A 21294-nucleotide genomic window follows, 5' to 3' on the forward strand; every position below is an offset into this window, starting at 1 on the left:
TTAGTCCGCGTCGCCCAGCGATGCCAGCAACTCGGCCTGATGCTCGCTGACGAGCGCCGCGATCAATTCGTCGAGATCGCCGTCCATGATTGCGTCGAGGCGATACAGCGTCAGATTGATCCGGTGATCCGTCAGACGCCCTTGCGGGAAGTTGTAGGTGCGAATGCGCTCTGAGCGATCGCCCGAGCCGATCAGGCTCTTACGCGTCGCGGCTTCCTTCTGCTGCTGCTCATGCGACTGCTTGTCCTTGATGCGCGCGGCCAACACCTTCAGCGCCCGATCCTTATTCTTGTGCTGCGACCGGTCATCCTGACATTCGACGACGATGCCGGTCGGCAAGTGCGTCACCCGCACGGCCGAATCGGTCTTGTTGATGTGCTGACCGCCCGCGCCGGACGCGCGGAACGTGTCGATGCGCAGATCGGCCGGATTGATTTCGACTTCGCCGATTTCGTCCGCTTCCGGCATGACCGCGACCGTGCACGCCGACGTGTGAATGCGGCCCTGCGTTTCGGTGGCCGGCACGCGTTGCACGCGATGGCCGCCCGATTCGAATTTGAGCTTGGAATACGCCGCTTCGCCGGCGATCCGCACAATCACTTCCTTGTAGCCGCCGAGGTCCGATTCGCTCGCCGACATCATTTCCACCTGCCAGCGATTGCGCTCGGCAAAGCGCAGGTACATGCGCAGCAAATCGCCCGCGAACAGTGCCGATTCGTCGCCCCCTGTACCGGCCCGGATTTCGAGGAAGATGTTGCGGTCGTCGTTCGGATCTTTCGGCAGCAGCATTTTCTGCAATTCGGCGCCGAGTTTTTCCATCCGCTCGCGCGCCGCGCGAATTTCTTCTTCCGCGAAGTCGCGCATCGACGCGTCCGCCAGCAGTTCCTGCGCGGTCGCCGCGTCGTTCATCGCCAGGCGCCACAGCGCGTAATGCTCGACGACCGGCCCGAGCTCGGCGTGCTCACGCGTGAGCTTGCGATATTGGTCGAGATTCGAGGTGATGTCCTCGCGGCTCAACAGGTCGTTCAGTTCGGCCAGCCGGGTAGTGAGCTGGTCGAGCTTGCGTTGCATGCTCGTTTTCATCGGACGGGTTTCGGAGCGAACTCCGGCAAGGACGGCGACTAGGGGAGTGGGCAGATGCCCTGGTCAGAAGCATGTCGCGGGCCACTCAGGATGGCGCGGACGGTGCGGCAGTGGCTGTGCCGCTAACGCTCCGTAGAACCGGAGTGTTTGTAGAAACCGCCCATCAACTCGATGAGCGTGTCACGGTTCTCGCTGCTCGCGCGATTGAGCGCGTGCGTCGGGCCGTGGATCAATTTGTTGGTGAGCGATTGCGACAGCGCTTCGAGTACCGCTACCGGGTCGTCGCCGCGTGCGAGCATTTTCTGCGCGCGTTCGACTTCGGCGCGACGCAGCACGTCGGCCTGCGTATGCATGTGGCGGATCACCGGCACGATGCTGCGCGCATCGAGCCATTGCATGAAATTCTGTACCCGCGTTTCGATGATCGCCTCAGCTTGGGCGACCGCGGCTTGCCGCGACGCATTGCCTTCGCGCACGATCGCGCCGAGGTCGTCGACGGTGTACAGGAACACGTCTTCGAGCTGGCCGACTTCGGGTTCGATGTCACGCGGCACGGCCAGATCGACCATGAAAATCGGCCGGTGACGGCGCGCTTTCACGGCCCGCTCGACTGCGCCCAAGCCGATGATCGGCAGGGTGGACGCGGTGCACGACACGATGATGTCGAACTCATGCATGCGCGTGGGCAGTTCCGAGAGCGGAATGGCCTGGCCATTGAAGCGCTCGGCAAGGCGGGAGCCGCGTTCGGCGGTGCGATTGGCGACGACGAGTTCGCGCGGCTGCTGCGCGGCGAAGTGCGTGGCGCACAATTCGATCATTTCGCCCGCGCCGATGAACAGCACGCGCTGGTTCGAGACCTTGTCGAAAATCCGCTGCGCGAGCCGCACGGCGGCTGCCGCCATCGACACCGACTGCGCGCCGATTTCGGTCGTGCTGCGCACTTCCTTCGCCACGGCGAAGGTGCGCTGGAACAACTGGTTCAGATAGGTGCCGAGCGCGCCAGCTTCAGACGCGGTGCGTACCGCGTCCTTCATTTGTCCGACGATTTGCGTCTCGCCCAGCACCATCGAATCGAGCCCTGATGCGACGCGGAACGCGTGGCGCACGGCTTCCGACTGCGGCAGCGCGTAGACATGCGGCGCGAGTTCGTCGATGGGCAGGTTGTGGTATTTCGAGAACCACTGGATCGCGGCTTCACGCACGGCCTGGTCGTCGGTCGCGCAGTAGAGTTCAGTGCGGTTGCAGGTGGACAGAATCGCAGCTTCCGGCGCCGTGCGCGCAGTGCGGCCGAGCCAGACGCTCTTGAAGGTATCCAATGCAGGCTTGATCTGTTCGAGCGGAAACGCCACGCGTTCGCGCAAGGCGACAGGCGCAGTGTGGTGATTGATTCCGATCGTTAGAAGCTGCATATGGGGCGCTATGGTTTAGCTCAATATTATAGCGTTTCCACGATTCTTACATTGTGGGCGCGTCACCCGGCTTCTACAACGGCCTCTAGCGGGATCGCGTCGAGTTGATAGCCGTAGCCGTAAAGCGGTGTCAGGCAATAACCATGCTCCGGGCGCAACTGCAATTTGGTCCGCACGCGCGACGCATGGGTGTCGACGGTACGCGACCTTACGTCGCGGCGGCGCGTCCAGACGGTTTCGAGAATATGCGCGCGCGACACGGGCCGCGACACATTGGTAAACAGGAGCAGCGCAAAGCGGAATTCCTTCGGCGTCAGGGAGACGGTTTGATTACGGAATGTGACGGCAAACTGCGCCGCGTCGAACGCATAGCCACCGATCGTGTCGCGCCGCCGGTTGGGCGGCCGGCGCAGGCTCGCGCGCCGCAGCAGCGCGTCGATCCGGGCCAGCATTTCCGGACCGCGAACCGGTTTGGTCAGGCAATCATCCGCACCTGCGTGCAGCGCGGCGACGATCTGACTTTCGCGTGGATCCGACAGCAGCACGATCACCGGCAAGCTCGGCAGGATGGCGCGGGCGCGCGCGATCACGTCTTCGGCGGAATGGTCGCCGGCCCAGCTTTCAGTGACGAGAAGGTCGAAGAATTCGTCGCCGGCGCGATGTAGAAACGGTGCGCTTGCAATGAAGTGTTGACACGCATGGCCGCCGGCAAAGATCAGCCGGCCGATCAGTGTGGCGTGCCGAAGGTCCGGCTCGATAAGGGCGATTCGCATGGCACGCTTTCAGCTTGGCAATTACCAAGGACTGGGATTCCCCGAAAGGCTTACAACTTGCCTAACATCACCCCGACCCCTAAACTCAACCGCTATGCGGAAAGCGCCGTGCTGAACCTCTATAGTTAACGAGATAAAAATGCTAACTGCCCAGGCCCTCTGCGCCCATGAGACGAATCTGAAATTGCGCGAGACCTGCCGCTGATGGGGTGGCCCGGAATCCTGGTGCTGGGCGCGGTGATTGGCCTCGCGGGCTGGTGGCTGCACCCGCTGCGCCGTTCGGGCCGCGCCCCATGGTGGGTGGCGCTACTGGCCGGCGTGCTGGGCGCGGGTGTCGCGCGCATGGCCGGCAACGTGGTTGGTCTTTTTCATGATGGCGATACGCTCGAATGGCCGGTATGTACCGCCATCGCGCTGGTCGCCGTTGCCGTGACGGTCGGCTTGCTTTCCCGTCGATGAATATTTGCAGGTGACTCCGATGAATGCCCGACTCCCCGAAACCTCCTCCATTCCCGAACGGCTCGCGACATTGCGCAGTGCGATGGCGCGCGAAGGCGTAGCCGCGTATCTGGTGCCGTCCGCCGATCCACATCTTTCCGAATATCTACCCGGGCGCTGGCAGGGCCGGCAGTGGCTGTCGGGTTTCACCGGCTCGGCCGGCACGCTGGTCGTGACGGCCGATTTCGCCGGCGTGTGGACCGATAGCCGTTATTGGGAACAAGCCAACGCGCAACTGGCCGGCACCGGCGTTCAATTGATGAAGATGACCGGCGGCCAGCAGACCGTGCCGTATTTCGATTGGCTTGCGCAGAACGTCGTGGCCGGCGGCACGGTCGGTGTGGACGGTGCCGTGCTGGGTGTGTCGGCGGCGCGTGCTTTGAGCCAGGCGCTTACCGCGCGCGGCGTGAAGTTGCGCGCAGACGTCGATCTGTTCGACGCGATCTGGCCGCAGCGCCCGTCGCTGCCCTCCGCCGCTGTCTTTGAGCATGCCGCGCCGCACGCGAGCGTTGCCCGCTCGGAAAAGCTCGCGCAGATTCGCCGCGCGATGGCGGAGAAGGGTGCGCAGTGGCACTTCATTTCCACGCTCGACGACCTTGCATGGCTTTTGAACCTGCGCGGCGCTGACGTCAGCTACAACCCGGTGTTCGTGGCGCATGCACTGATCGGTCTGGAGAGCGCGTCGCTCTTTGTCGCCGACGGCAAGGTGCCGCAAGCGTTGGCTGATGCGCTCGCGCGCGACGGCATCAGCGTCGAGCCGTATGCGAAGGCCGCCGATGCGCTGGCCGCGCTGCCGGCGGGCAGCACGCTGCTGATCGACCCGCGCCGCATTACGTATGGCTCGCTGCAGTCGGTGCCGTCGACGGTGCAGGTCGCCGAGGCGGTCAATCCGTCCACGTTCTTCAAGTCGCGCAAGACCGAGGCGGAAGCGGAGCATGTGCGCGAGACGATGGAACAGGACGGCGCGGCACTCGCCGAATTCTTCGCGTGGTTTGAAGGCGCGTTAGGCCGCGAGACGATCACCGAACTGACGATCGACGAGCGCCTGACGGCAGCCCGCGCGCGCCGTCCGGGCTTCGTGTCGTTGAGCTTTGCGACGATCGCGGGCTTCAACGCGAACGGCGCGATGCCGCACTACCGCGCGACCGAAGAATCGCATTCGGTGATCGAGGGAAATGGTCTGTTGCTGATCGATTCGGGCGCGCAGTATCTGAGCGGCACGACCGACATCACCCGCGTCGTGCCGGTCGGCACCGTCAGCGAGGCACAGCGGCGCGATTTCACGATCGTGCTGAAAGGCACCATGGCGCTATCGCGTGCGAAATTCCCGCGCGGCATTCGTTCGCCGATGCTCGATGCGATCGCCCGCGCGCCGATCTGGGAAGCCGGCGCCGACTACGGTCATGGCACCGGTCACGGGGTGGGCTATTTCCTGAACGTGCACGAAGGTCCGCAGGTGATTTCGCACTACGCGCCGGCCGAACCATGGACGGCGATGGAAGAAGGCATGATCACCTCGGTCGAGCCGGGCATTTACCGGCCGGGCAAATGGGGCGTGCGGATCGAGAACCTGGTGCTGAACGTGCCCGCGGAGAAAACCGAATTCGGCGATTTCCTCAAGTTCGAAACGCTGACGCTGTGCCCGATCGATACGCGCTGCCTCGACCTGTCGCTGTTGCGTGATGACGAGCGCGGATGGCTCAACGGGTATCACGAGATGGTGCGCACGCGCCTGTCGCCGCGTGTGTCGGGCGAGGCGAAAGCGTGGCTCGAATTGCGTACACAAGCTATCTGATCTCATCGCCACGACCTTACGGAGAGAGTGTGCATGGCCATCAAGGCAGTGGTGTTCGATTTCGGCGGTGTGCTGATCGACTGGAGCCCCGAGTATCTGTATCGCCAGTTGATTCCTGACGAAACGGAGCGCCGCTGGTTTTTGACTCACGTCTGTTCGATGGACTGGGTGGTCCGTCAGGACGGCGGCCAGCCGATCGTTGAGGGGACAAATGAGCTGATCGCGAAGTTTCCCGATCACGCGCCACTGATCCGCGCGTTCTACCAGCGCTGGCACGAGATGGTGCCCGGCGTGCTGGAAGAGGGCGTGGCGCTCATGCAGAAGCTCGAAGCGGCCGATGTGCCGCTCTTCGGCCTGACGAACTGGTCGGCGGAGACGTTTCCGTATGCGTGGGAGCAATTCTCCGTGCTACGGCGCTTCCGCGACATCGTCGTGTCGGGCAGGGTGAGACTGGTGAAGCCCGATCCGGCGATCTTCGCGGAAATGCGTCAGCGGATCGAGGCGCAACTGCCGGGCATCCAGCCGGGCGAGCTGGTCTTCATCGACGATAGTCTGAAAAACGCCGAGGCCGCGACGGCACTGGGCTGGCACGGCGTGCATCACACGGCCGCTGCGCAAACCGAAGCGAAATTGCGCGAGCTGGGTTTGCCCGTTTAAGCCTATTGGCCAAGTAGATTCTTCAACGCGTTACCCAAGCCTTTCACTGTTTCTCCTGCGCCCTTCGCCACGCCCTCGACGCTCACGCCCAGCGCATTCGCAAACCCCGCGCTGAGGCGCTTCATCAGCCCCTCCTGCACTGAAAACTTCGGGTCGCGGAGGTCCCCGTCTAGCACGAAATGCACGTTGATATCGCCGTTGTGCGTCTTGAGCGCGGCGATGGCGGCTTTGGTCGGAATCGACATGAAGGTGTCGAACGGATTGTCGCTATCGGCGAGTTGCAGATGGTGGATCGTCACCGTGCCGGGCGCGTGCAACTGGTAGTTGCGCACCGTCGATTCGACGGTCAGGTCGACTGTGCCGCCGGTCACTTGCACCTTCCCGCCAGCCTTTTTCAGCAAGTAAGGATCGAGCATCACGACATCGACGCCGCGCAGTGTGCTGGTGGTCTGCGAATCCTTGGTGGCGATCTTGATCCATCCGTCGAACGAAACGGTGCCCGTGTGCGTCGGGCCCTTGATCGAGCCGGTGACGCTGACGTTGGTCGGTTCGGTGAGCGCGGGCAGATGCAGGTGGTCGACAGTCGCGTTGGCGTTGCTGACCGTCACTTTGAATGCTGGCGGGCCGACCGTCATGTCGTAGAAATGGAAGTTGCCTTGCTCGAAGCTAATATGATCGACCAGCTTTTCGCGCGGGGTAGTGGTTGGGGGGCCGGCGGCTTCTTCGTCGGACTTGTTCACCGATTCCCGCAGATTCGGCACCAAACGGATCGTGCCGTCCTTGGTGCGCAGTACGGCAATGTCGAAGCCGCGCACCACCACGCTGCGAATATGCATGCGCCGAGCGAGCAGATCGCGGATATCGGGCGTGAGCGTGATTTCGTCGGCGCGTAGCGGATCACCCGCGGGCCAGCCGGGTGGCGCCTTGAGCAGGACGTTGGTGAGATGGACTGAAGTGAGGCCGACCTGAATGCTTTGCGCACTGCCTAGTGGGCCGAGCGCTGCAATGACGCGTTCTTTGACTTCGCGCTGTGCGAACTGCAGCGCACCGACCACTGCGACGATCATCACCAGCAGCGCGCCGCCTACGGCAATCGCCCAGCGTTTGCCCTTCGACATTGCCATGCTTGCCTCCTCGTCACCGCGCTGCGCGCGGTGTGGGTGCGATTGGCCTGTGCGTGCGCCGGCTGGCCACACATCTGTTTGATGTCTGATACGGCGGAGCTGCTGCATCCCGCCGGGACGACGTGTATCACGCCGTGGCAAGCAATGCGTGTGCCCTACCGCCTATCCGGCAAACGCAAGGCGTTTCCGGCATACCACGGCGAGCAAAATGACCGGCCAATCGGCTGGCGAAACGCGCCGACCAGGCGGTCAGCGAAACGGTCCACAAAACCGTCAGCAAAAAACCGACCAGCAAGACAGCCCGCTCATCAACCAACGAGCGGGCCGTCAGGCTCGAGATTTATCGCGCGATCGGCTTGTAACGCAGACGCTTCGGACGTGCAGCTTCTTCACCGAGGCGGGCGCGTTTGTCCGCTTCGTATTCCTGGTAGTTGCCGTCGAAGAACGTGATTTGCGAATCGCCTTCGAACGCCAGGATGTGCGTCGCAATCCGGTCGAGGAACCAGCGATCGTGCGAGATCACCATGACGGAGCCGGCGAATTCGAGCAGTGCGTCTTCGAGCGCACGCAGCGTTTCGACGTCCAGGTCGTTCGACGGTTCGTCCAGCAGCAGCACGTTGCCGCCCGCGATCAGCGTTTTCGCCAGATGCAGCCGGCCGCGCTCGCCGCCCGACAGATTGCCGACGGTCTTCTGCTGATCGCCGCCCTTGAAGTTGAAGCGGCCGATGTACGCACGCGAAGGCGTTTCGTACTTGCCGACCGTCAGCACGTCCGCACCGCCGGAGATTTCTTCGAACACGGTCTTCGAGCCGTTGAGTGCGTCGCGGCTTTGGTCCACGTACGCGAGCTTGACCGTCGGGCCTTGCACGATCTCGCCCGAATCCGGCTGTTCGCGGCCCGTGAGCATGCGGAACAGCGTCGACTTACCGGCGCCGTTCGGCCCGATGATGCCGACGATCGCGCCCGCCGGAATCTTGAAGCTGACGTCGTCGAGCAGCAGACGGTCGCCATACGACTTGCTGACGTTCTTGAACTCGATGACTTCATTACCCAGACGGTCGCCGACCGGGATGAAGATTTCCGAGGTCTCGTTGCGCTTCTGGTAGTCCTGGCTGTTCAATTCCTCGAAGCGGGCAATACGCGCCTTCGACTTCGCCTGACGGCCCTTCGGGTTCTGGCGTACCCACTCCAGTTCCTTCTTGATCGCCTTCTGACGTGCCGATTCCGACGACTCTTCCTGCTTCAGGCGCTCTTCCTTCTGGTCGAGCCAGCTGCTGTAGTTGCCCTTCCAGGGAATGCCGTGGCCGCGGTCGAGTTCGAGAATCCACTCGGCGGCGTTATCGAGGAAGTAGCGATCGTGGGTGACGGCGACGACCGTGCCCGGGAAGCGGGTGAGGAACTGTTCGAGCCAGTCGACCGATTCCGCGTCCAGGTGGTTGGTCGGTTCGTCGAGTAGCAGCATGTCCGGCTTTTCGAGCAGCAGTTTGCACAGCGCGACGCGGCGCTTTTCGCCACCCGACAGGTGTTCGATCTTCGCGTCCCATGCCGGCAGACGCAGTGCGTCGGCGGCGATTTCGATCTGCTGTTCGGCGCTGCCGTCGGTGGTGGCCAGAATCGCTTCGTACTTCGCCTGCTCGGCGGCGAGCGCGTCGAAGTCGGCGTCCGGCTCCGCGTAGGCGGCGTAGATTTCGTCGAGTTTCTTTTGCGCGCCGAAGACGTCGCCGAGACCTTCTTCGACCGCTTCACGCACCGTCTTGGTCGGATCGAGCTGCGGCTCCTGCGGCAGATAGCCGATGTTCAGGTTCGGCATCGGGGTGGCTTCGCCTTCGATGTCCTTGTCCACACCGGCCATGATGCGGATCAGCGTCGACTTGCCCGAGCCGTTCAGGCCGAGCAGGCCGATCTTCGCACCGGGGAAAAACGACAGCGAGATGTCTTTCAGGATTTGACGCTTGGGCGGCACGATTTTGCCGACCCGGTTCATAGTGAAGACGTATTGGGCCATTTGCTTGCAATAGACGTTGACGACGCCGGCCGCGTAGGGGCGGGCGGTCGTGGGTGGATGGGTAATCGATGTGTTGACCGGGCAGTGCGCCTGGCGCCGGCCGGCGCGGCGTCGAGCTCGGCGTCGAACTTCGCGACGCCCCGCGCGCGGGCGGGTAGTTCAGGTGGCATTGTACTTCGGGGTGAGGGTGCGGCGGCAGAGGGCGTCTGCGGCGACGTCAGTTCACGCGCCGTCCCGTCGACGGATCGAAGAAATGCAGATGCTGCGCGGGCAGCGCGACTTGTAGCGCTTCGGCGGCTTCGGGGCGATGCGTATGCGGCAGGCGGACCGTGACGTCGTGCTTGCCCCAGCGGCCGTGCGCGAGGTTGTCCGCGCCGAGCAGTTCGCAGGAATCGACGGTCAGCGTGGCGTGAGACGCGTCTGCTTGACCGGGTGTCATGTGCTCGGGGCGAATGCCGAGCGTCCATTCTCGCCCTTTGGCCACTTCGCGCCCAATCGCCGCCACGCCTGACAGCGGTAGCTTCGGCCCATTGCCCGCCACTTCAAACGTTGAACCGTCATCCGACACGCGGCCTTCCAGCAGATTCATCCCCGGCGAGCCGATGAAGCTCGCGACAAACACCGTCGCCGGCCGTTCGTAGACCTCGGTCGGCGCACCGATCTGCTCGGCGTGGCCTTTGTTCATCACGATCACGCGTTGCGCCAGCGTCATCGCTTCAATCTGATCGTGGGTGACGTACAGGCTGGTCGTGGCAAGCCGTGCATGCAGGCGCTGGATTTCGAGGCGCATTTGCACGCGCAGGCGTGCATCGAGATTGGACAGCGGCTCATCGAACAGAAACACCGCCGGCTCGCGCACGATCGCGCGACCCATTGCGACGCGTTGTCGTTGCCCACCGGACAATTCGCGCGGCTTGCGTGCGAGCAGCGGTCCAAGCTCGAGAATCTGCGCCGCAGCCTCCACGCGCTTCGCAATCTGCGCGCGCTCGACGCCCGCGATCTTCAGCGCATAGCCCATGTTCTCGGCGACGCTCATGTGCGGATACAGCGCGTAGTTCTGGAACACCATCGCGATGTTGCGATCCTTCGGCTCCAGCCGATTGACCACTTTGCCGGAGATCGAGACGGTGCCGTCGGAAATGCCTTCGAGTCCGGCCACCATCCGCAGCAAGGTCGATTTGCCGCAACCCGACGGACCGACCATCACGACGAACTCGCCGTCCGAGACGTCCACGTCGATGCCGTGCAACACGAACTGTTTGCCGTCGTAGGTCTTTTTAACGCCTTGCAGAGTCAGTGCAGCCATGCTGTTTTAGCCCTTTCGTTGCTTGCCGCGCGTGCCACGCTTTGCGCGGTGTTCTTTATTCCATGTCCAACGCCGAAGCTCGCCCACGCTGCGCGCGTTACTTCTCCGAGTCCACCAACCCGCGCACGAACCAGCGCTGCATCGTCAGCACGACGGCGAGCGGCGGCAGCATCGCGAGCAGCGTCGCGGTCATCACGAGATGCCATTCGGTTGCGGTGTCGCCAGATGCGATCATGCTTTTGATGCCAACCACGGCCGTGGTCAGCGATTGCTGGCTCGTAATCAGGATTGGCCATAGATACTGATTCCAGCCGTAAATGAACGTGATGACGAACAGCGCCGCCATGTTCGTTTTCGACAGCGGCAGCACGACGTCCCAGAAGAAACGCAGCGCGCCGGCGCCGTCGATACGCGCTGCTTCCATCAGTTCATCGGGCAGCGTCATGAAGAACTGGCGGAACAGGAAGGTGGCGGTGGCCGATGCGATCAGCGGCAAGGTCAGGCCGCTGTACGTATTGCTCAGATGCATCGACGACACGACCTGCACGGTGGGAAAAATGCGTACTTCGACCGGCAGCATCAGCGTGATGAAGATCAGCCAGAACGACAGATTGCGAAACGGAAAGCGGAAAAACACGATCGCGTATGCGGAGATCATCGAGATCGCGATCTTGCCGATCGAAATCACCAGCGCCATCACGAGGCTGTTGAACAGCATGCGGCCGAACGGCGCGGCCGCATTGCCGCTGCCATGCGACCAGACAGTCGCGACGTTCTCGAACAGGTGCGTGCTCGGCACGAGCGAGAGCGGCACGCTGAACACTTCATGCTCGCTCATCGTTGCCGCGCAAAATGCGACGTACACCGGAAAAACCACCAGTACGACGCCGAGAATCAGCACCGCATGGCAGAAGAGGTCGAAACCGCGGCGGTTCTCGATCATGAGTATTGAACCCTGCGTTCGATGAAGCGGAATTGCACGACCGTCAACGCGACGACGATCACCATCAGGATGACGGACTGTGCGCCCGAGCTGCCGATGTCCAGTCCCTGGAAGCCTTCTGCGAAGATCTTGTAGATCAGCGTGCGGGTCGATTGCGCCGGGCCGCCGCCAGTGGCGGCATCAATCACCGGGAAGGTGTCGAAGAACGCGTACGTGATGTTGATCACCAGCAGAAAGAAGCTGGTGGGCGAGAGCAGAGGCAGGGCGATGCCGAAGAAACGCCGCACCGGACCGGCACCGTCGATGGCCGCCGCTTCGATCAGCGAACGCGGAATCGCCTGCAGGCCGGCATAGAAGAACAGAAAGTTATAGCTGACCTGTTTCCATACGGAAGCCAGCACGACCAGAAACATCGCCTGGCCCGCATTCAACGCGTGATTCCATACGATGCCGTACTTGGCGAGCGCATAGGTGACGAGGCCGATGCTCGGATTGAAAAGGAACGACCACAACACAGCGGCGATCGCGGGCGCGACCGCATACGGCCAGATCAGTAGCGTTTGATAGGTCTTCGCGCCGCGCGTCACGCGATCTGCGCAGACGGCTAACAGGAGCGATATCACCAGCCCCGACACCGTGACGAGCGCGCAGAAAATCAGCGTCGTATTGAACGACGACAGATAAAGCGGATCGGCGAATAACTGCTTGAAATTGGCGAGGCCGACAAATTCGCTCGACGTGCCGAACGCGTCCTGGCTCTGCGTGGACTGCCACAGCGCCTCGCCTGCTGGCCACAGAAAGAACAGCAGCGTGATCAGGAGTTGCGGCGCGACGAGCAGGTAGGGCAGCACGCTGGTGCCGAAGCTGGAGCGCTTTTCCATCGAAGTTTCCTAGGTTCTGCTGCAACAACAGGTTTCAGTGCGGGCGCACCGAAACCTTGCCGGCTGGTGCTTAGTTACCGGCTTTCTCGAAGCGGCGCAGCAACTCGTCACCACGCGACACCGACGAATCGAGCGCTTGTTGCGGCGTCTTCTTGTCCGCCCACACCTGTTCGAGTTCTTCGTCGATCACGGTGCGGATCTGCGGCATGTTGCCCAGACGCAAACCCTTCGTGTACGGCAGAGGCGGCTTGTTGAGCATCTGCTTGATCGCGGTATCGCTGCCCGGATTCTTCTCGTAGAAGCCTTGCTGTTGGGTCAACTGATACGCGGCGGTCGTGACCGGCAGATAACCGGTGTCCTGGTGCCACTTCGCGGCAACCGGCGCCGACGACAGATAAGACATGAATTTCGCCACGCCCTTGTACACCGCCGGATCTTTACCCGACAGCACCCACAGGCTCGCCCCGCCGATGATCGCGTTCTGCGGCGCGCCCTTCACGCTGGCGTCGTACGGCATCATGCCGGTGCCAAAATTAAACTTCGCGTACTTCTTGATCGTGGCAAGCGAGCCCGACGAGTTCGTGATGATCCCGCAGTCGCCGCTATAGAACTTCGACACCGGTTCGTCCTTGCGGCCGACATACGTGAAGGTGCCTTCCTTCTGCATGTTCTGCAGGAACTGGATGTGCGCGACCTGCAGCGGCTTGTTGAATTCGAGCTGCGCATCGGCGCCGTCGAACCCGTTGTTCTTCGACGCGAACGGTGCGCCATGCCAGGCGCTATAGTTTTCGAGCTGAATCCAGCTCTGCCAGCCCGACGAATAGCCGCATGTCATGCCCGACGCCTTCAGCTTCTGCGCGTCCACCTGCAATTCGGCCCAGGTTTTCGGCGGCTGATTCGGATCGAGCCCGGCTTTCTTGAACGCGTCCTTGTTGTAGTACAACACCGGCGTCGAGCTATTGAACGGCATCGAGATCAGTTCGCCGGTTTTGGCGTCGCTGTAATAGCTGGCGATGGTCGGCACGAAGGCCTTTTCGTCGAGCGGTACGCCGGCTTGCTTGAACACTTCCGAGACCGGGATCACGGCTTTCTTCGCCTGCATCATCGTCGCGGTGCCGACTTCGTAGACCTGCAGAATGGCCGGTGCGTTGCCGCTGCGATAAGCCGCGATGCCGGCGGCGAGGGTCTGGTCGTAGCTGCCCTTGAACACCGGTACGATCTTGTAGTCGCTTTGCGACGCGTTGAACGCATTGGCGATGTCGTTCAGACGCTCGCCGAGGGCGGCTTCCATGGCGTGCCAGAATTGGATTTCAGTGGCGGCATGGGCTGCCTGGCTAATGCCGAGGCTCAACACGGCGGCAACGGAAAGCGAACGGAATAACGGCTTGCAACGCATCGATTGATCTCCTGATCGGAACGGGCGCGGATGGGAATCGCGCGATTCTATTTGTGTTCGATGACAGTCTGGCGTCGGTTACCGGGCGGCGGCCCGTTTTTGACTGGCGCCGACTGCCGCAATTTAACACCGGCTGTCACGGAACGGAAACAATACGCGTCTGAAGGCGGCAGGCTTGCTCGACGTGCGGAAGTCAAAGCGGAGCGGCCCGAAAAAAAGCCCGCATTTAGCGGGCCTTCTTTGAGTTCGGCGGCGCTCAGCGTTTCGCTGGTTGCCGCCCCGAGCAGAGACTGAACGTCAGACGTTAAACAGGAAGTTCATCACGTCGCCGTCGTGCACGATGTATTCCTTACCTTCCGCGCGCATCTTGCCGGCTTCCTTCGCACCTTGCTCACCCTTGTAGGTGATGAAGTCGTTGAAGGCGATCGTCTGCGCGCGAATGAAGCCACGCTCGAAGTCGGTGTGGATCGCGCCCGCTGCCTGCGGTGCCGTATCGCCGATATGGATCGTCCACGCGCGCACTTCCTTCACGCCGGCCGTGAAGTAGGTTTGCAGGCCCAGCAACTTGAAAGCCGCACGAGCCACGCGGTTCAGGCCCGGCTCTTCCATGCCCATGTCGGCGAGGAACACTTCCATGTCCGCTTGTTCGAGGTCGGCGATTTCTGCTTCGATCGCCGCACACACGGCGACGACCGGTGCGCCTTCGGCGGCCGCGAACTTCGTGACTGCGTCGAGGTGCGGGTTGTTCTCGAAACCGTCGTCCTTCACGTTGGCGACGTACATGGTCGGCTTGGCGGTGATCAGGCAGAACGGCTTGAGCGTGGCCTTTTCCTCATCCGACAGGTCGAGCGCGCGGACCGGCTTGGCCTGGTCGAGCTGCGCGCGCACTTTTTCCAGCACCGCGGCGTTCTTGATGGCTTCCTTGTCGTTACCCGACTTGGCGGCCTTCGAATAGCGCGACAGCGCCTTTTCTACGGTCGCGAGGTCGGCCAGCGCCAGTTCGGTGTTGATCACTTCGATATCCGACAGCGGATCGATCTTGTTCGCGACGTGAATCACGTTGTCGTCTTCGAAGCAGCGCACCACGTGCGTGATCGCGTCGGTTTCGCGGATGTTCGCGAGGAACTGGTTGCCCAGACCTTCGCCCTTGCTCGCACCGGCCACGAGGCCGGCGATGTCGACGAATTCCACCACGGCCGGCAGGATGCGCTCCGGCTTGACGATCTCAGCGAGGGCCTTCAGGCGCGCGTCCGGCACTTCGACGATGCCGACGTTCGGCTCGATCGTACAGAACGGGTAGTTTTCGGCGGCAATGCCCGCCTTGGTCAGCGCGTTGAACAGGGTGGACTTGCCGACGTTAGGCAGGCCGACGATGCCGCATTTGAGGCTCATGGAAATCCTTCAGTGAATCAGTAAGTTGCGTGATGCGCTCGACGCTGTGTGCAGGATTCGAAAAGCCTTCGCGTTTGGCGTGGCGGAGCAAGTGCAGCGGAGCGGGACAAGACACCAGATCGGGGCGTAGCCTCGACGATTCTGGGCGAGTTTTGTCACGGAAAGCGCAATTGTAACCCGTTCGGATGGGGTTCTTGATCTGCCTGCGGTAAAGCTGGGGGCTCGATCCGTCCCCCGCAACCCCCGCGGCTATAATGCGCGGATGAACGCACACCACCAGACCTTTGATGCCGCCGTGATCGGCGGCGGGCTCGTCGGCAAGACCGCGGCGCTGGCGCTGACGCAAGGCGGACTGCGCGTGGCGCTACTCGCGCAACCCTGTGCGGCGCTGCCCGCCGGCGCCACCTTCGACTCGCGGGTCTACGCGCTGTCGTCGAGTTCGCAGGCTCTGCTGGAGCGATTGCGGGTCTGGCAGGCGCTCGATCTGTCGAAGCTCGGGCCCGTCTACGACATGCGCGTCTACGGCGATGCGCACGCCGAACTCCATTTTTCCGCGTTTCAGGCGTCCGTGCCGCAACTGGCGTGGATCGTCGAGTCGTCGGTGATCGAGCGTGCGCTGGATGCCGCGCTGCGTTTCCAGCCGAATCTGACCTGGATCGATACGCGCGCTCAGGCGCTGGACTTTACAGCCGACGGTGCGAGCGTCGGTCTTGCCAACGGCAATGTGCTCGAGGCCGATCTGGTGGTCGGCGCGGACGGTGCGCATTCGTGGGTGCGCGCGCAGATCGGCTCGAAAGTGATCCGGCGCGACTACAAGCAAATCGGCGTGGTCGCGAATTTCAAGGCGGACAAGCCGCACAGCGAAACCGCTTATCAATGGTTCAAGGACGGCGAAATCATCGCGCTGCTGCCGATGCCGGACGGCCACGTATCGCTGGTCTGGTCGGCACGCACCGAGCACGCCGAGCAACTGCTCGCGCTCGATCCGGCGCAGCTAGCAGCCGAAGTCGAACGCGTAACGGGCGAGCAGTTCGGCGCTTTGGAATGCGTGACGCCCGCGCAAGGCTTCCCGCTCGCGCTGCAAACCGTCGATAAGCTTGTGGCGCCGCGCGTCGCGCTGGTCGGCGATGCCGCGCATCTGATTCACCCGTTGGCGGGTCAGGGCATGAACCTCGGTTTGCGCGATGTCGCGGCGCTCGCCGAGACGGTCGCCGGCAAGGAAGCGTTCCGCGATCTCGGCGACATGGTGCTGTTGCGCCGTTACGAACGCGCCCGCCGCGAAGACATCCGCGCGCTGATGATCGCCACCGACGGCCTGCAAAAGCTCTTCTCGGCACCCGGTCCGTTTGCCAAGGTATTGCGCAACACCGGCATGGCATTTGTCGGCGCGCAGCCATTCATCAAGCGATGGCTGGTGTCGGCCGCGCTGGGGTAACGCGCGCTAGCCGGCATACCCGGCTGGCGAGACGGGTATCATGAACGGATGGACGCCATTCTGGTCAGACCAGAAACGTCCCAAAAAACGCGCAACGCGCGCGATTGAACTCCAGGAATTCAGCATGAAAAAATCCTTCCGCATCGCGGCTGTCGCGCTCGCGATCGCTGCCGTGGCAATCGGCTGCTCCGCACAGGCCGATCAAACCACCGACAAGCTCAAAGCCACGCTGCAAACGCGTCTGACCGACGTGACGATCAAGAGCATTACGAAGTCGCCGATTGCCGGCCTCTACGAAGTGAATCTCGGCACGCAGATCATCTATAGCGATGCGAACGGCGATTACATCATGCTCGGCGACATCGTCGACGCGAAGACGCGCAAGAATCTGACCGAAGCGCGTCTGGCGGAGACCAACCGCATTGACTTCGCGAGCCTGCCGTTCGCGAACGCGGTGAAGGTCGTGAAGGGCAACGGCGCGCGCAAGATCGCCGTGTTCTCCGATCCGAACTGCCCGTACTGCAAGCAGCTCGAGACCTCGCTCAAGTCGCTCGATAACGTCACGGTCTACACCTTCCTGTACCCGGTGCTGTCGCCGGATTCGACCGCCAAGTCGAAGTCGATCTGGTGCTCGACTGACCGCGCGAAGGCGTGGGAATCGTGGATGCAGGATCGTCAGGCGCCTACCGCTGCCGGTACCTGTGATACGGCCGCAATCGACAAGAACCTGGCGCTCGGCCACGCGATGAACGTCGACGGCACGCCGACCGTGTTCCTCGCCGACGGCCGCCGCCTGCCAGGCGCCGTGTCGGCAGACCGGCTGGACAAGGAAATGTCCGCCGTGCACTGAGCACGCAGCACAAGTCGAAGAAAGGAGGCGCGAAGTGCGCCTCCTTCCACATCAAGCCCCGAACCTCCCCGCCAGACACCTCCTAATCGCCGCCGATGAAGCCGATCCGCTACACCATCGTTCCCAAGCAACCCGCCGCCCATCTGTTCGAAGTTACCGTGACCGTCGCCGATCCTGATCCGGCCGGCCAGCGATTCATGCTGCCGGCGTGGATTCCGGGCAGCTACATGGTGCGCGAATTCGCCCGCAACATCGTCACGCTGCGAGCCGTCAACGAAGCGGGCCGCAAGGTGCGCGTCGAAAAGACCGACAAGCACACGTGGCAGGCCGCGCCGGTCAAAGGCGCGCTGACGCTGCGCTACGAGGTGTATGCATGGGATCTGTCGGTGCGCGCCGCGCATCTTGACGATACGACGGGCTTTTTCAATGGCACCAGCGTGTTCCTGGCGCCGCTTGGTCACGAGGAAGCGCAGTGTCTGGTCGATATCCAGAAGCCGGAAGGCGCGGCGTATCGCAACTGGCGCGTCGCGACTGCGCTGCCGGAAGCGCGCGGCACGAAGCGCTACGGCTTCGGCGAATACCGCGCGCAGAACTACGACGAGCTGATCGATCACCCGGTCACGTTGGGTGAGTTCGCGCTGGCGACGTTCAAGGCGCACGGCGTACCGCACGACATCGTGGTCGCGGGGCGCGTGATCGGGCTCGATATGGCGCGTCTGTCCGCCGATCTGAAGCGTATCTGCGAGGCGCAGATCGCGTTGTTCGAGCCGAAGTCGAAGAAGGCGCCGGTGGATCGCTACGTGTTCATGACGCAGGCCGTTACCGATGGTTATGGCGGACTGGAGCATCGTGCTTCGACGGCGCTGATCTGCAATCGCAGCGATCTGCCGGTGGAGGGTCGCGATGCGCCCACCGAGGGCTACCGAACCTATCTCGGTCTGTGCAGCCACGAATACTTCCACACCTGGAATGTGAAGCGGATCAAGCCGGCCGTGTTTGCGCCGTACAACCTGAGCGTCGAAAACTACACGCCGCTGCTGTGGCTGTTCGAAGGCTTCACCTCTTACTACGACGATCTGATCCTCGTGCGCAGCGGCCTGATCTCGCAAGACGACTATTTCGGCATGCTCGGCAAGGTGATCGGTGGCGTGCTGCGCGGCAGTGGCCGCCTGAAGCAGACGGTGGCCGAAAGCTCGTTCGACGCGTGGGTCAAATACTATCGGCAGGATGAAAACGCGCCGAACGCGATCGTCAGCTATTACACCAAGGGCTCGCTTGTCGCGCTCGCATTCGATCTGACGATTCGCGCGCAGACCAACAACCGCAAATCGCTCGACGACGTAATGCGCTTGCTGTGGCAGCGGTTTGGGCGCGACTTCTATCGCGGCAAGCCCGTCGGCGTCGAAGAAAGTGAGATCGAGGCGATTTTTGCCGAAGCGACCGGCGTGCAACTGGGCGAATTGTTCGCCGAAGCCGTGCACGGCACACGCGATCTGCCCCTCGAGACGCTGCTTGCGCCGTTTGGCGTCACGCTCGCGCCGGAATTGGACAAGAACGGCAAGCCGTCGCTGGGCGCGCGCATGCGCAACGGCGCGGATTGCACACTGGCGGCGGTTCACGAAGGCAGCGCGGCGCAAAAAGCCGGCCTCTCGGCGGGCGACGTGCTAATCGCGCTCGACGGTCTGCGCGTGACCGGCTCGAATCTTGATTCGCTGCTGTCGCGCTATCTGCCGGGCGCAAAAGTCGAAGTCCACGCCTTCCGCCGCGACGAACTGCGTACCGCGCAAGTCAAGCTGGACGGGCCTGAGGTGTCGCGCTACAAGCTCACCGCGAGCGACAAACGGCCGGCGGCGCGCAAAGCGCGGGAGCGCTGGCTAGCAAGCTGATCGTAATCTCGGGCGGCATTAATCGGCGGTTCAAGGTGGAGGATTGTTCTACCAGTGCAACAATCCTTCGCTGCCGGATGGCTTTTTCCCGAGGCGGTAAAAAAACACAATGGCTCCAATCGCGCAAAACTGCGCGCCCCTACTGGAGTCAACCATGACCACGATCCTGCAAATCAACTCGGCAGCACGCTCGCAAGGCGCGAACTCGACACTGCTCGTCAACGAGCTGACCGCAAAGCTGCAACAATCGAATCCGGGCGCGCAAGTCGTCGTCCGTAACCTGCAAGCAGAACCGCTGCCGCATCTGGACGACGCCGTCCTCGGCGCGTTCTTCACGCCGGCTGACCAGCGCACGCCGGAACAAGTCGCGATCGCTGCACGCAGCGAAGCGCTGATCGCCGAACTGCAAGCCGCCGACATCGTCGTGATCGGCGCACCGATGTACAACTTCGGCATCTCGTCGCAACTGAAGACGTACTTCGACTTCATCGCACGCGCCGGCATCACGTTCCAGTACACGGCGAACGGTCCGGAAGGTCTCGTGAAGGGTAAGAAGGTCCACGTGGTTTCGGCTCGCGGCGGCAAGTATGTCGGCACGCCGAACGACAGCCAAACGCCGTACCTGAAGGCCTTCCTCGGCTTCCTCGGCATGACCGATGTGAACTTCATCTACGCCGAAGGCCTGAACATGGGCCCGGATGCTGCGAGCGCAGCGTTGGCTGGCGCGCGTGAAGCGATCGCGGCTGCCTAAGTTTTGAGGTTTGTCTCGCGCTGCGTGATCGCGGCGCGGTGGAATAAAAAACGCCACGGGGTGTGATTCCGTGGCGTTTTTGCTTTTGCGGCTCATATCTTTGGGGCCTTGTGCCCGGCCTCGGGGTTCCAGCCTTTGGCCTTTGGCTGGTCCCGGTGCGTTTCGCTCGATGGGCGTTACGCCAGCATCTGCGCTTCGTCAGGCAAGCGCCAGTCGATCGGTTCGCGGCCGTGCTTCACGAGATACTCGTTCGCCGACACAAAGTGCCCGCAGCCGAGAAAGCCGCGATGCGCCGACAGCGGCGACGGATGCGGCGCCTCCAGCACGTAATGCGACTTGCCGCCGAGCAGCGCGCGTTTGGCTTGCGCATGCGCGCCCCACAGCATGAACACGAGGCCGTCATGGCGCATGGCCAGTTCGTGGATCAGCGTGTCGGTGCATTTCTCCCAGCCGCGCTTCGCGTGACTCGCGGCCGAGTCGCGCTCGACGGTCAGCACCGTGTTCAACAGCAGCACGCCTTGCTTGGCCCATGTGTCGAGGCAGCCATGACGCGGCGGCTCGTGGCCGAGGCTGGCGGCGATTTCCTTGAAGATGTTGCGCAGCGATGGTGGCGTGCGCACGTTCGGCGCGACTGAAAACGCCAGTCCGTGCGCTTGCGGCGTGCCGCGGTCCTCACCGTGATACGGGTCCTGGCCGATGATCACGACTTTGACTTCGTCGGGACTGGTGAGGCGCAGGGCCCGGAAGACGTCGGCAGGATAGACGGTTTTGCCGGCCGCGCGCTCACCGTCGACGAAACGGCACAACGGCGCGTAGGCATCGCTTTCGATGAACGGGTTGAGGTGGGTCCGCCAGGCCGGGGGCAGAGCGGCGAATTGGGCTTCGAGCGTCGGCGGCGAGTCAGCGGCTTTTGATGTCTGCGGCTGTGCGGTTGCGTCGAGCGGTGTGGCCGAGGCGTCGTCGAATAATGAAGCTTGCGACGATTTGGAGCGGGTGCGGGAGGCGGAGGTCATGGCGGGGAAGTGTCGCAGCAAACGCGGGCTAGCTCAAGGTGTGGGTGCTGCTTGGGCTCTGTGTACCTTTGCTGGCGCGCGTGGGCGGCTGGGTGGC

General features: G+C 62.7%; 18 protein-coding genes. 7 read left to right on the forward strand and 11 right to left on the reverse strand.

The window, feature by feature from the left end; genetic code table 11:
* The 3 genes from prfA to GNZ12_RS18310 form a co-directional block, all read right to left on the reverse strand.
* The gene (prfA, locus tag GNZ12_RS18300) at window positions 1-1083 is read right to left on the reverse strand and encodes a peptide chain release factor 1 (RefSeq protein WP_093643504.1); all 1083 of its coding nucleotides are present in this window, start codon (window positions 1081-1083) and stop codon (window positions 1-3) included.
* A gap of 122 nt (window positions 1084-1205) precedes the next feature.
* Window positions 1206-2492 (reverse strand): glutamyl-tRNA reductase, encoded by a 1287-nt coding sequence (gene hemA, locus GNZ12_RS18305; protein ID WP_172312207.1) that lies wholly within the window; start codon window positions 2490-2492, stop codon window positions 1206-1208.
* Window positions 2493-2554: 62 nt separating this feature from the next.
* Window positions 2555-3265 (reverse strand): response regulator transcription factor, encoded by a 711-nt coding sequence (locus GNZ12_RS18310; RefSeq protein ID WP_172312209.1) that lies wholly within the window; start codon window positions 3263-3265, stop codon window positions 2555-2557.
* 204 nt (window positions 3266-3469) lie between these two features.
* On the opposite strand from GNZ12_RS18310, the gene GNZ12_RS18315 reads away from it, so the two are divergent.
* From GNZ12_RS18315 to GNZ12_RS18325, 3 genes are read left to right on the forward strand one after another with little or no spacing between them, the layout of a single operon-like run.
* A complete protein-coding gene (locus tag GNZ12_RS18315) occupies window positions 3470-3724 on the forward strand; it encodes a hypothetical protein (protein ID WP_172312211.1) in 255 nt (84 codons plus the stop codon).
* 19 nt (window positions 3725-3743) lie between these two features.
* On the forward strand, window positions 3744-5558 hold the full coding sequence (locus GNZ12_RS18320; RefSeq protein ID WP_172312213.1) for an aminopeptidase P family protein: 1815 nt from the start codon (window positions 3744-3746) through the stop codon (window positions 5556-5558).
* A 33-nt stretch (window positions 5559-5591) separates the two neighbouring features.
* Window positions 5592-6215 (forward strand): HAD family hydrolase, encoded by a 624-nt coding sequence (locus GNZ12_RS18325; RefSeq protein ID WP_172312215.1) that lies wholly within the window; start codon window positions 5592-5594, stop codon window positions 6213-6215.
* A 2-nt stretch (window positions 6216-6217) separates the two neighbouring features.
* On the opposite strand, the gene GNZ12_RS18330 is transcribed toward GNZ12_RS18325, so the two are convergent.
* The 7 genes from GNZ12_RS18330 to ychF all read right to left on the reverse strand — a co-directional run bounded on the left by GNZ12_RS18330 (window position 6218) and on the right by ychF (window position 15262).
* Window positions 6218-7339 carry a DUF748 domain-containing protein gene (locus GNZ12_RS18330; protein WP_172312217.1) on the reverse strand — a complete coding sequence of 374 codons (1122 nt, stop codon included), beginning with the start codon at window positions 7337-7339 and terminating at the stop codon, window positions 6218-6220.
* A 340-nt stretch (window positions 7340-7679) separates the two neighbouring features.
* Complete coding sequence (ettA, locus tag GNZ12_RS18335) at window positions 7680-9344, reverse strand: energy-dependent translational throttle protein EttA (protein ID WP_172312220.1); 1665 nt, start codon at window positions 9342-9344, stop codon at window positions 7680-7682.
* Window positions 9345-9561: 217 nt separating this feature from the next.
* On the reverse strand, window positions 9562-10650 hold the full coding sequence (locus GNZ12_RS18340) for a sn-glycerol-3-phosphate import ATP-binding protein UgpC (protein ID WP_172312222.1): 1089 nt from the start codon (window positions 10648-10650) through the stop codon (window positions 9562-9564).
* 97 nt (window positions 10651-10747) lie between these two features.
* Window positions 10748-11593, reverse strand: coding sequence for a sn-glycerol-3-phosphate ABC transporter permease UgpE (ugpE, locus tag GNZ12_RS18345; RefSeq protein ID WP_153137516.1), 846 nt, complete (start codon window positions 11591-11593; stop codon window positions 10748-10750).
* Window positions 11590-12474, reverse strand: coding sequence for a sn-glycerol-3-phosphate ABC transporter permease UgpA (ugpA, locus tag GNZ12_RS18350; RefSeq protein WP_172312224.1), 885 nt, complete (start codon window positions 12472-12474; stop codon window positions 11590-11592). Before ugpA ends, ugpE begins: the two co-directional genes overlap by 4 nt.
* A gap of 70 nt (window positions 12475-12544) precedes the next feature.
* Window positions 12545-13870, reverse strand: a complete 1326-nt coding sequence (gene ugpB / locus GNZ12_RS18355) for a sn-glycerol-3-phosphate ABC transporter substrate-binding protein UgpB (RefSeq protein WP_172312228.1) — start codon at window positions 13868-13870, stop codon at window positions 12545-12547.
* A 297-nt stretch (window positions 13871-14167) separates the two neighbouring features.
* On the reverse strand, window positions 14168-15262 hold the full coding sequence (gene ychF, locus GNZ12_RS18360; RefSeq protein ID WP_172312230.1) for a redox-regulated ATPase YchF: 1095 nt from the start codon (window positions 15260-15262) through the stop codon (window positions 14168-14170).
* A gap of 262 nt (window positions 15263-15524) precedes the next feature.
* Between ychF and GNZ12_RS18365 the strand changes: the two genes are divergently transcribed.
* From GNZ12_RS18365 to GNZ12_RS18380, 4 genes are all read left to right on the forward strand, one after another.
* A complete protein-coding gene (locus GNZ12_RS18365; protein WP_172312232.1) occupies window positions 15525-16697 on the forward strand; it encodes a UbiH/UbiF family hydroxylase in 1173 nt (390 codons plus the stop codon).
* A 124-nt stretch (window positions 16698-16821) separates the two neighbouring features.
* On the forward strand, window positions 16822-17547 hold the full coding sequence (locus GNZ12_RS18370) for a DsbC family protein (protein ID WP_172312234.1): 726 nt from the start codon (window positions 16822-16824) through the stop codon (window positions 17545-17547).
* A 95-nt stretch (window positions 17548-17642) separates the two neighbouring features.
* Window positions 17643-19433: a M61 family metallopeptidase gene (locus tag GNZ12_RS18375; RefSeq protein WP_172312236.1), complete on the forward strand. Its 1791-nt coding sequence runs from the start codon at window positions 17643-17645 to the stop codon at window positions 19431-19433.
* Window positions 19434-19587: 154 nt separating this feature from the next.
* Entirely contained in the window at window positions 19588-20184 is a 597-nt protein-coding gene (locus tag GNZ12_RS18380; protein WP_172312238.1) for an FMN-dependent NADH-azoreductase, read from the forward strand.
* Window positions 20185-20360: 176 nt separating this feature from the next.
* On the opposite strand, the gene GNZ12_RS18385 is transcribed toward GNZ12_RS18380, so the two are convergent.
* Complete coding sequence (locus GNZ12_RS18385; protein ID WP_172312240.1) at window positions 20361-21197, reverse strand: uracil-DNA glycosylase; 837 nt, start codon at window positions 21195-21197, stop codon at window positions 20361-20363.
* Window positions 21198-21294 lie beyond the last annotated feature (97 nt).

It is taken from the genome of Paraburkholderia solitsugae (assembly GCF_013177695.1).
In the GTDB taxonomy this organism is placed as follows: domain Bacteria; phylum Pseudomonadota; class Gammaproteobacteria; order Burkholderiales; family Burkholderiaceae; genus Paraburkholderia; species Paraburkholderia solitsugae.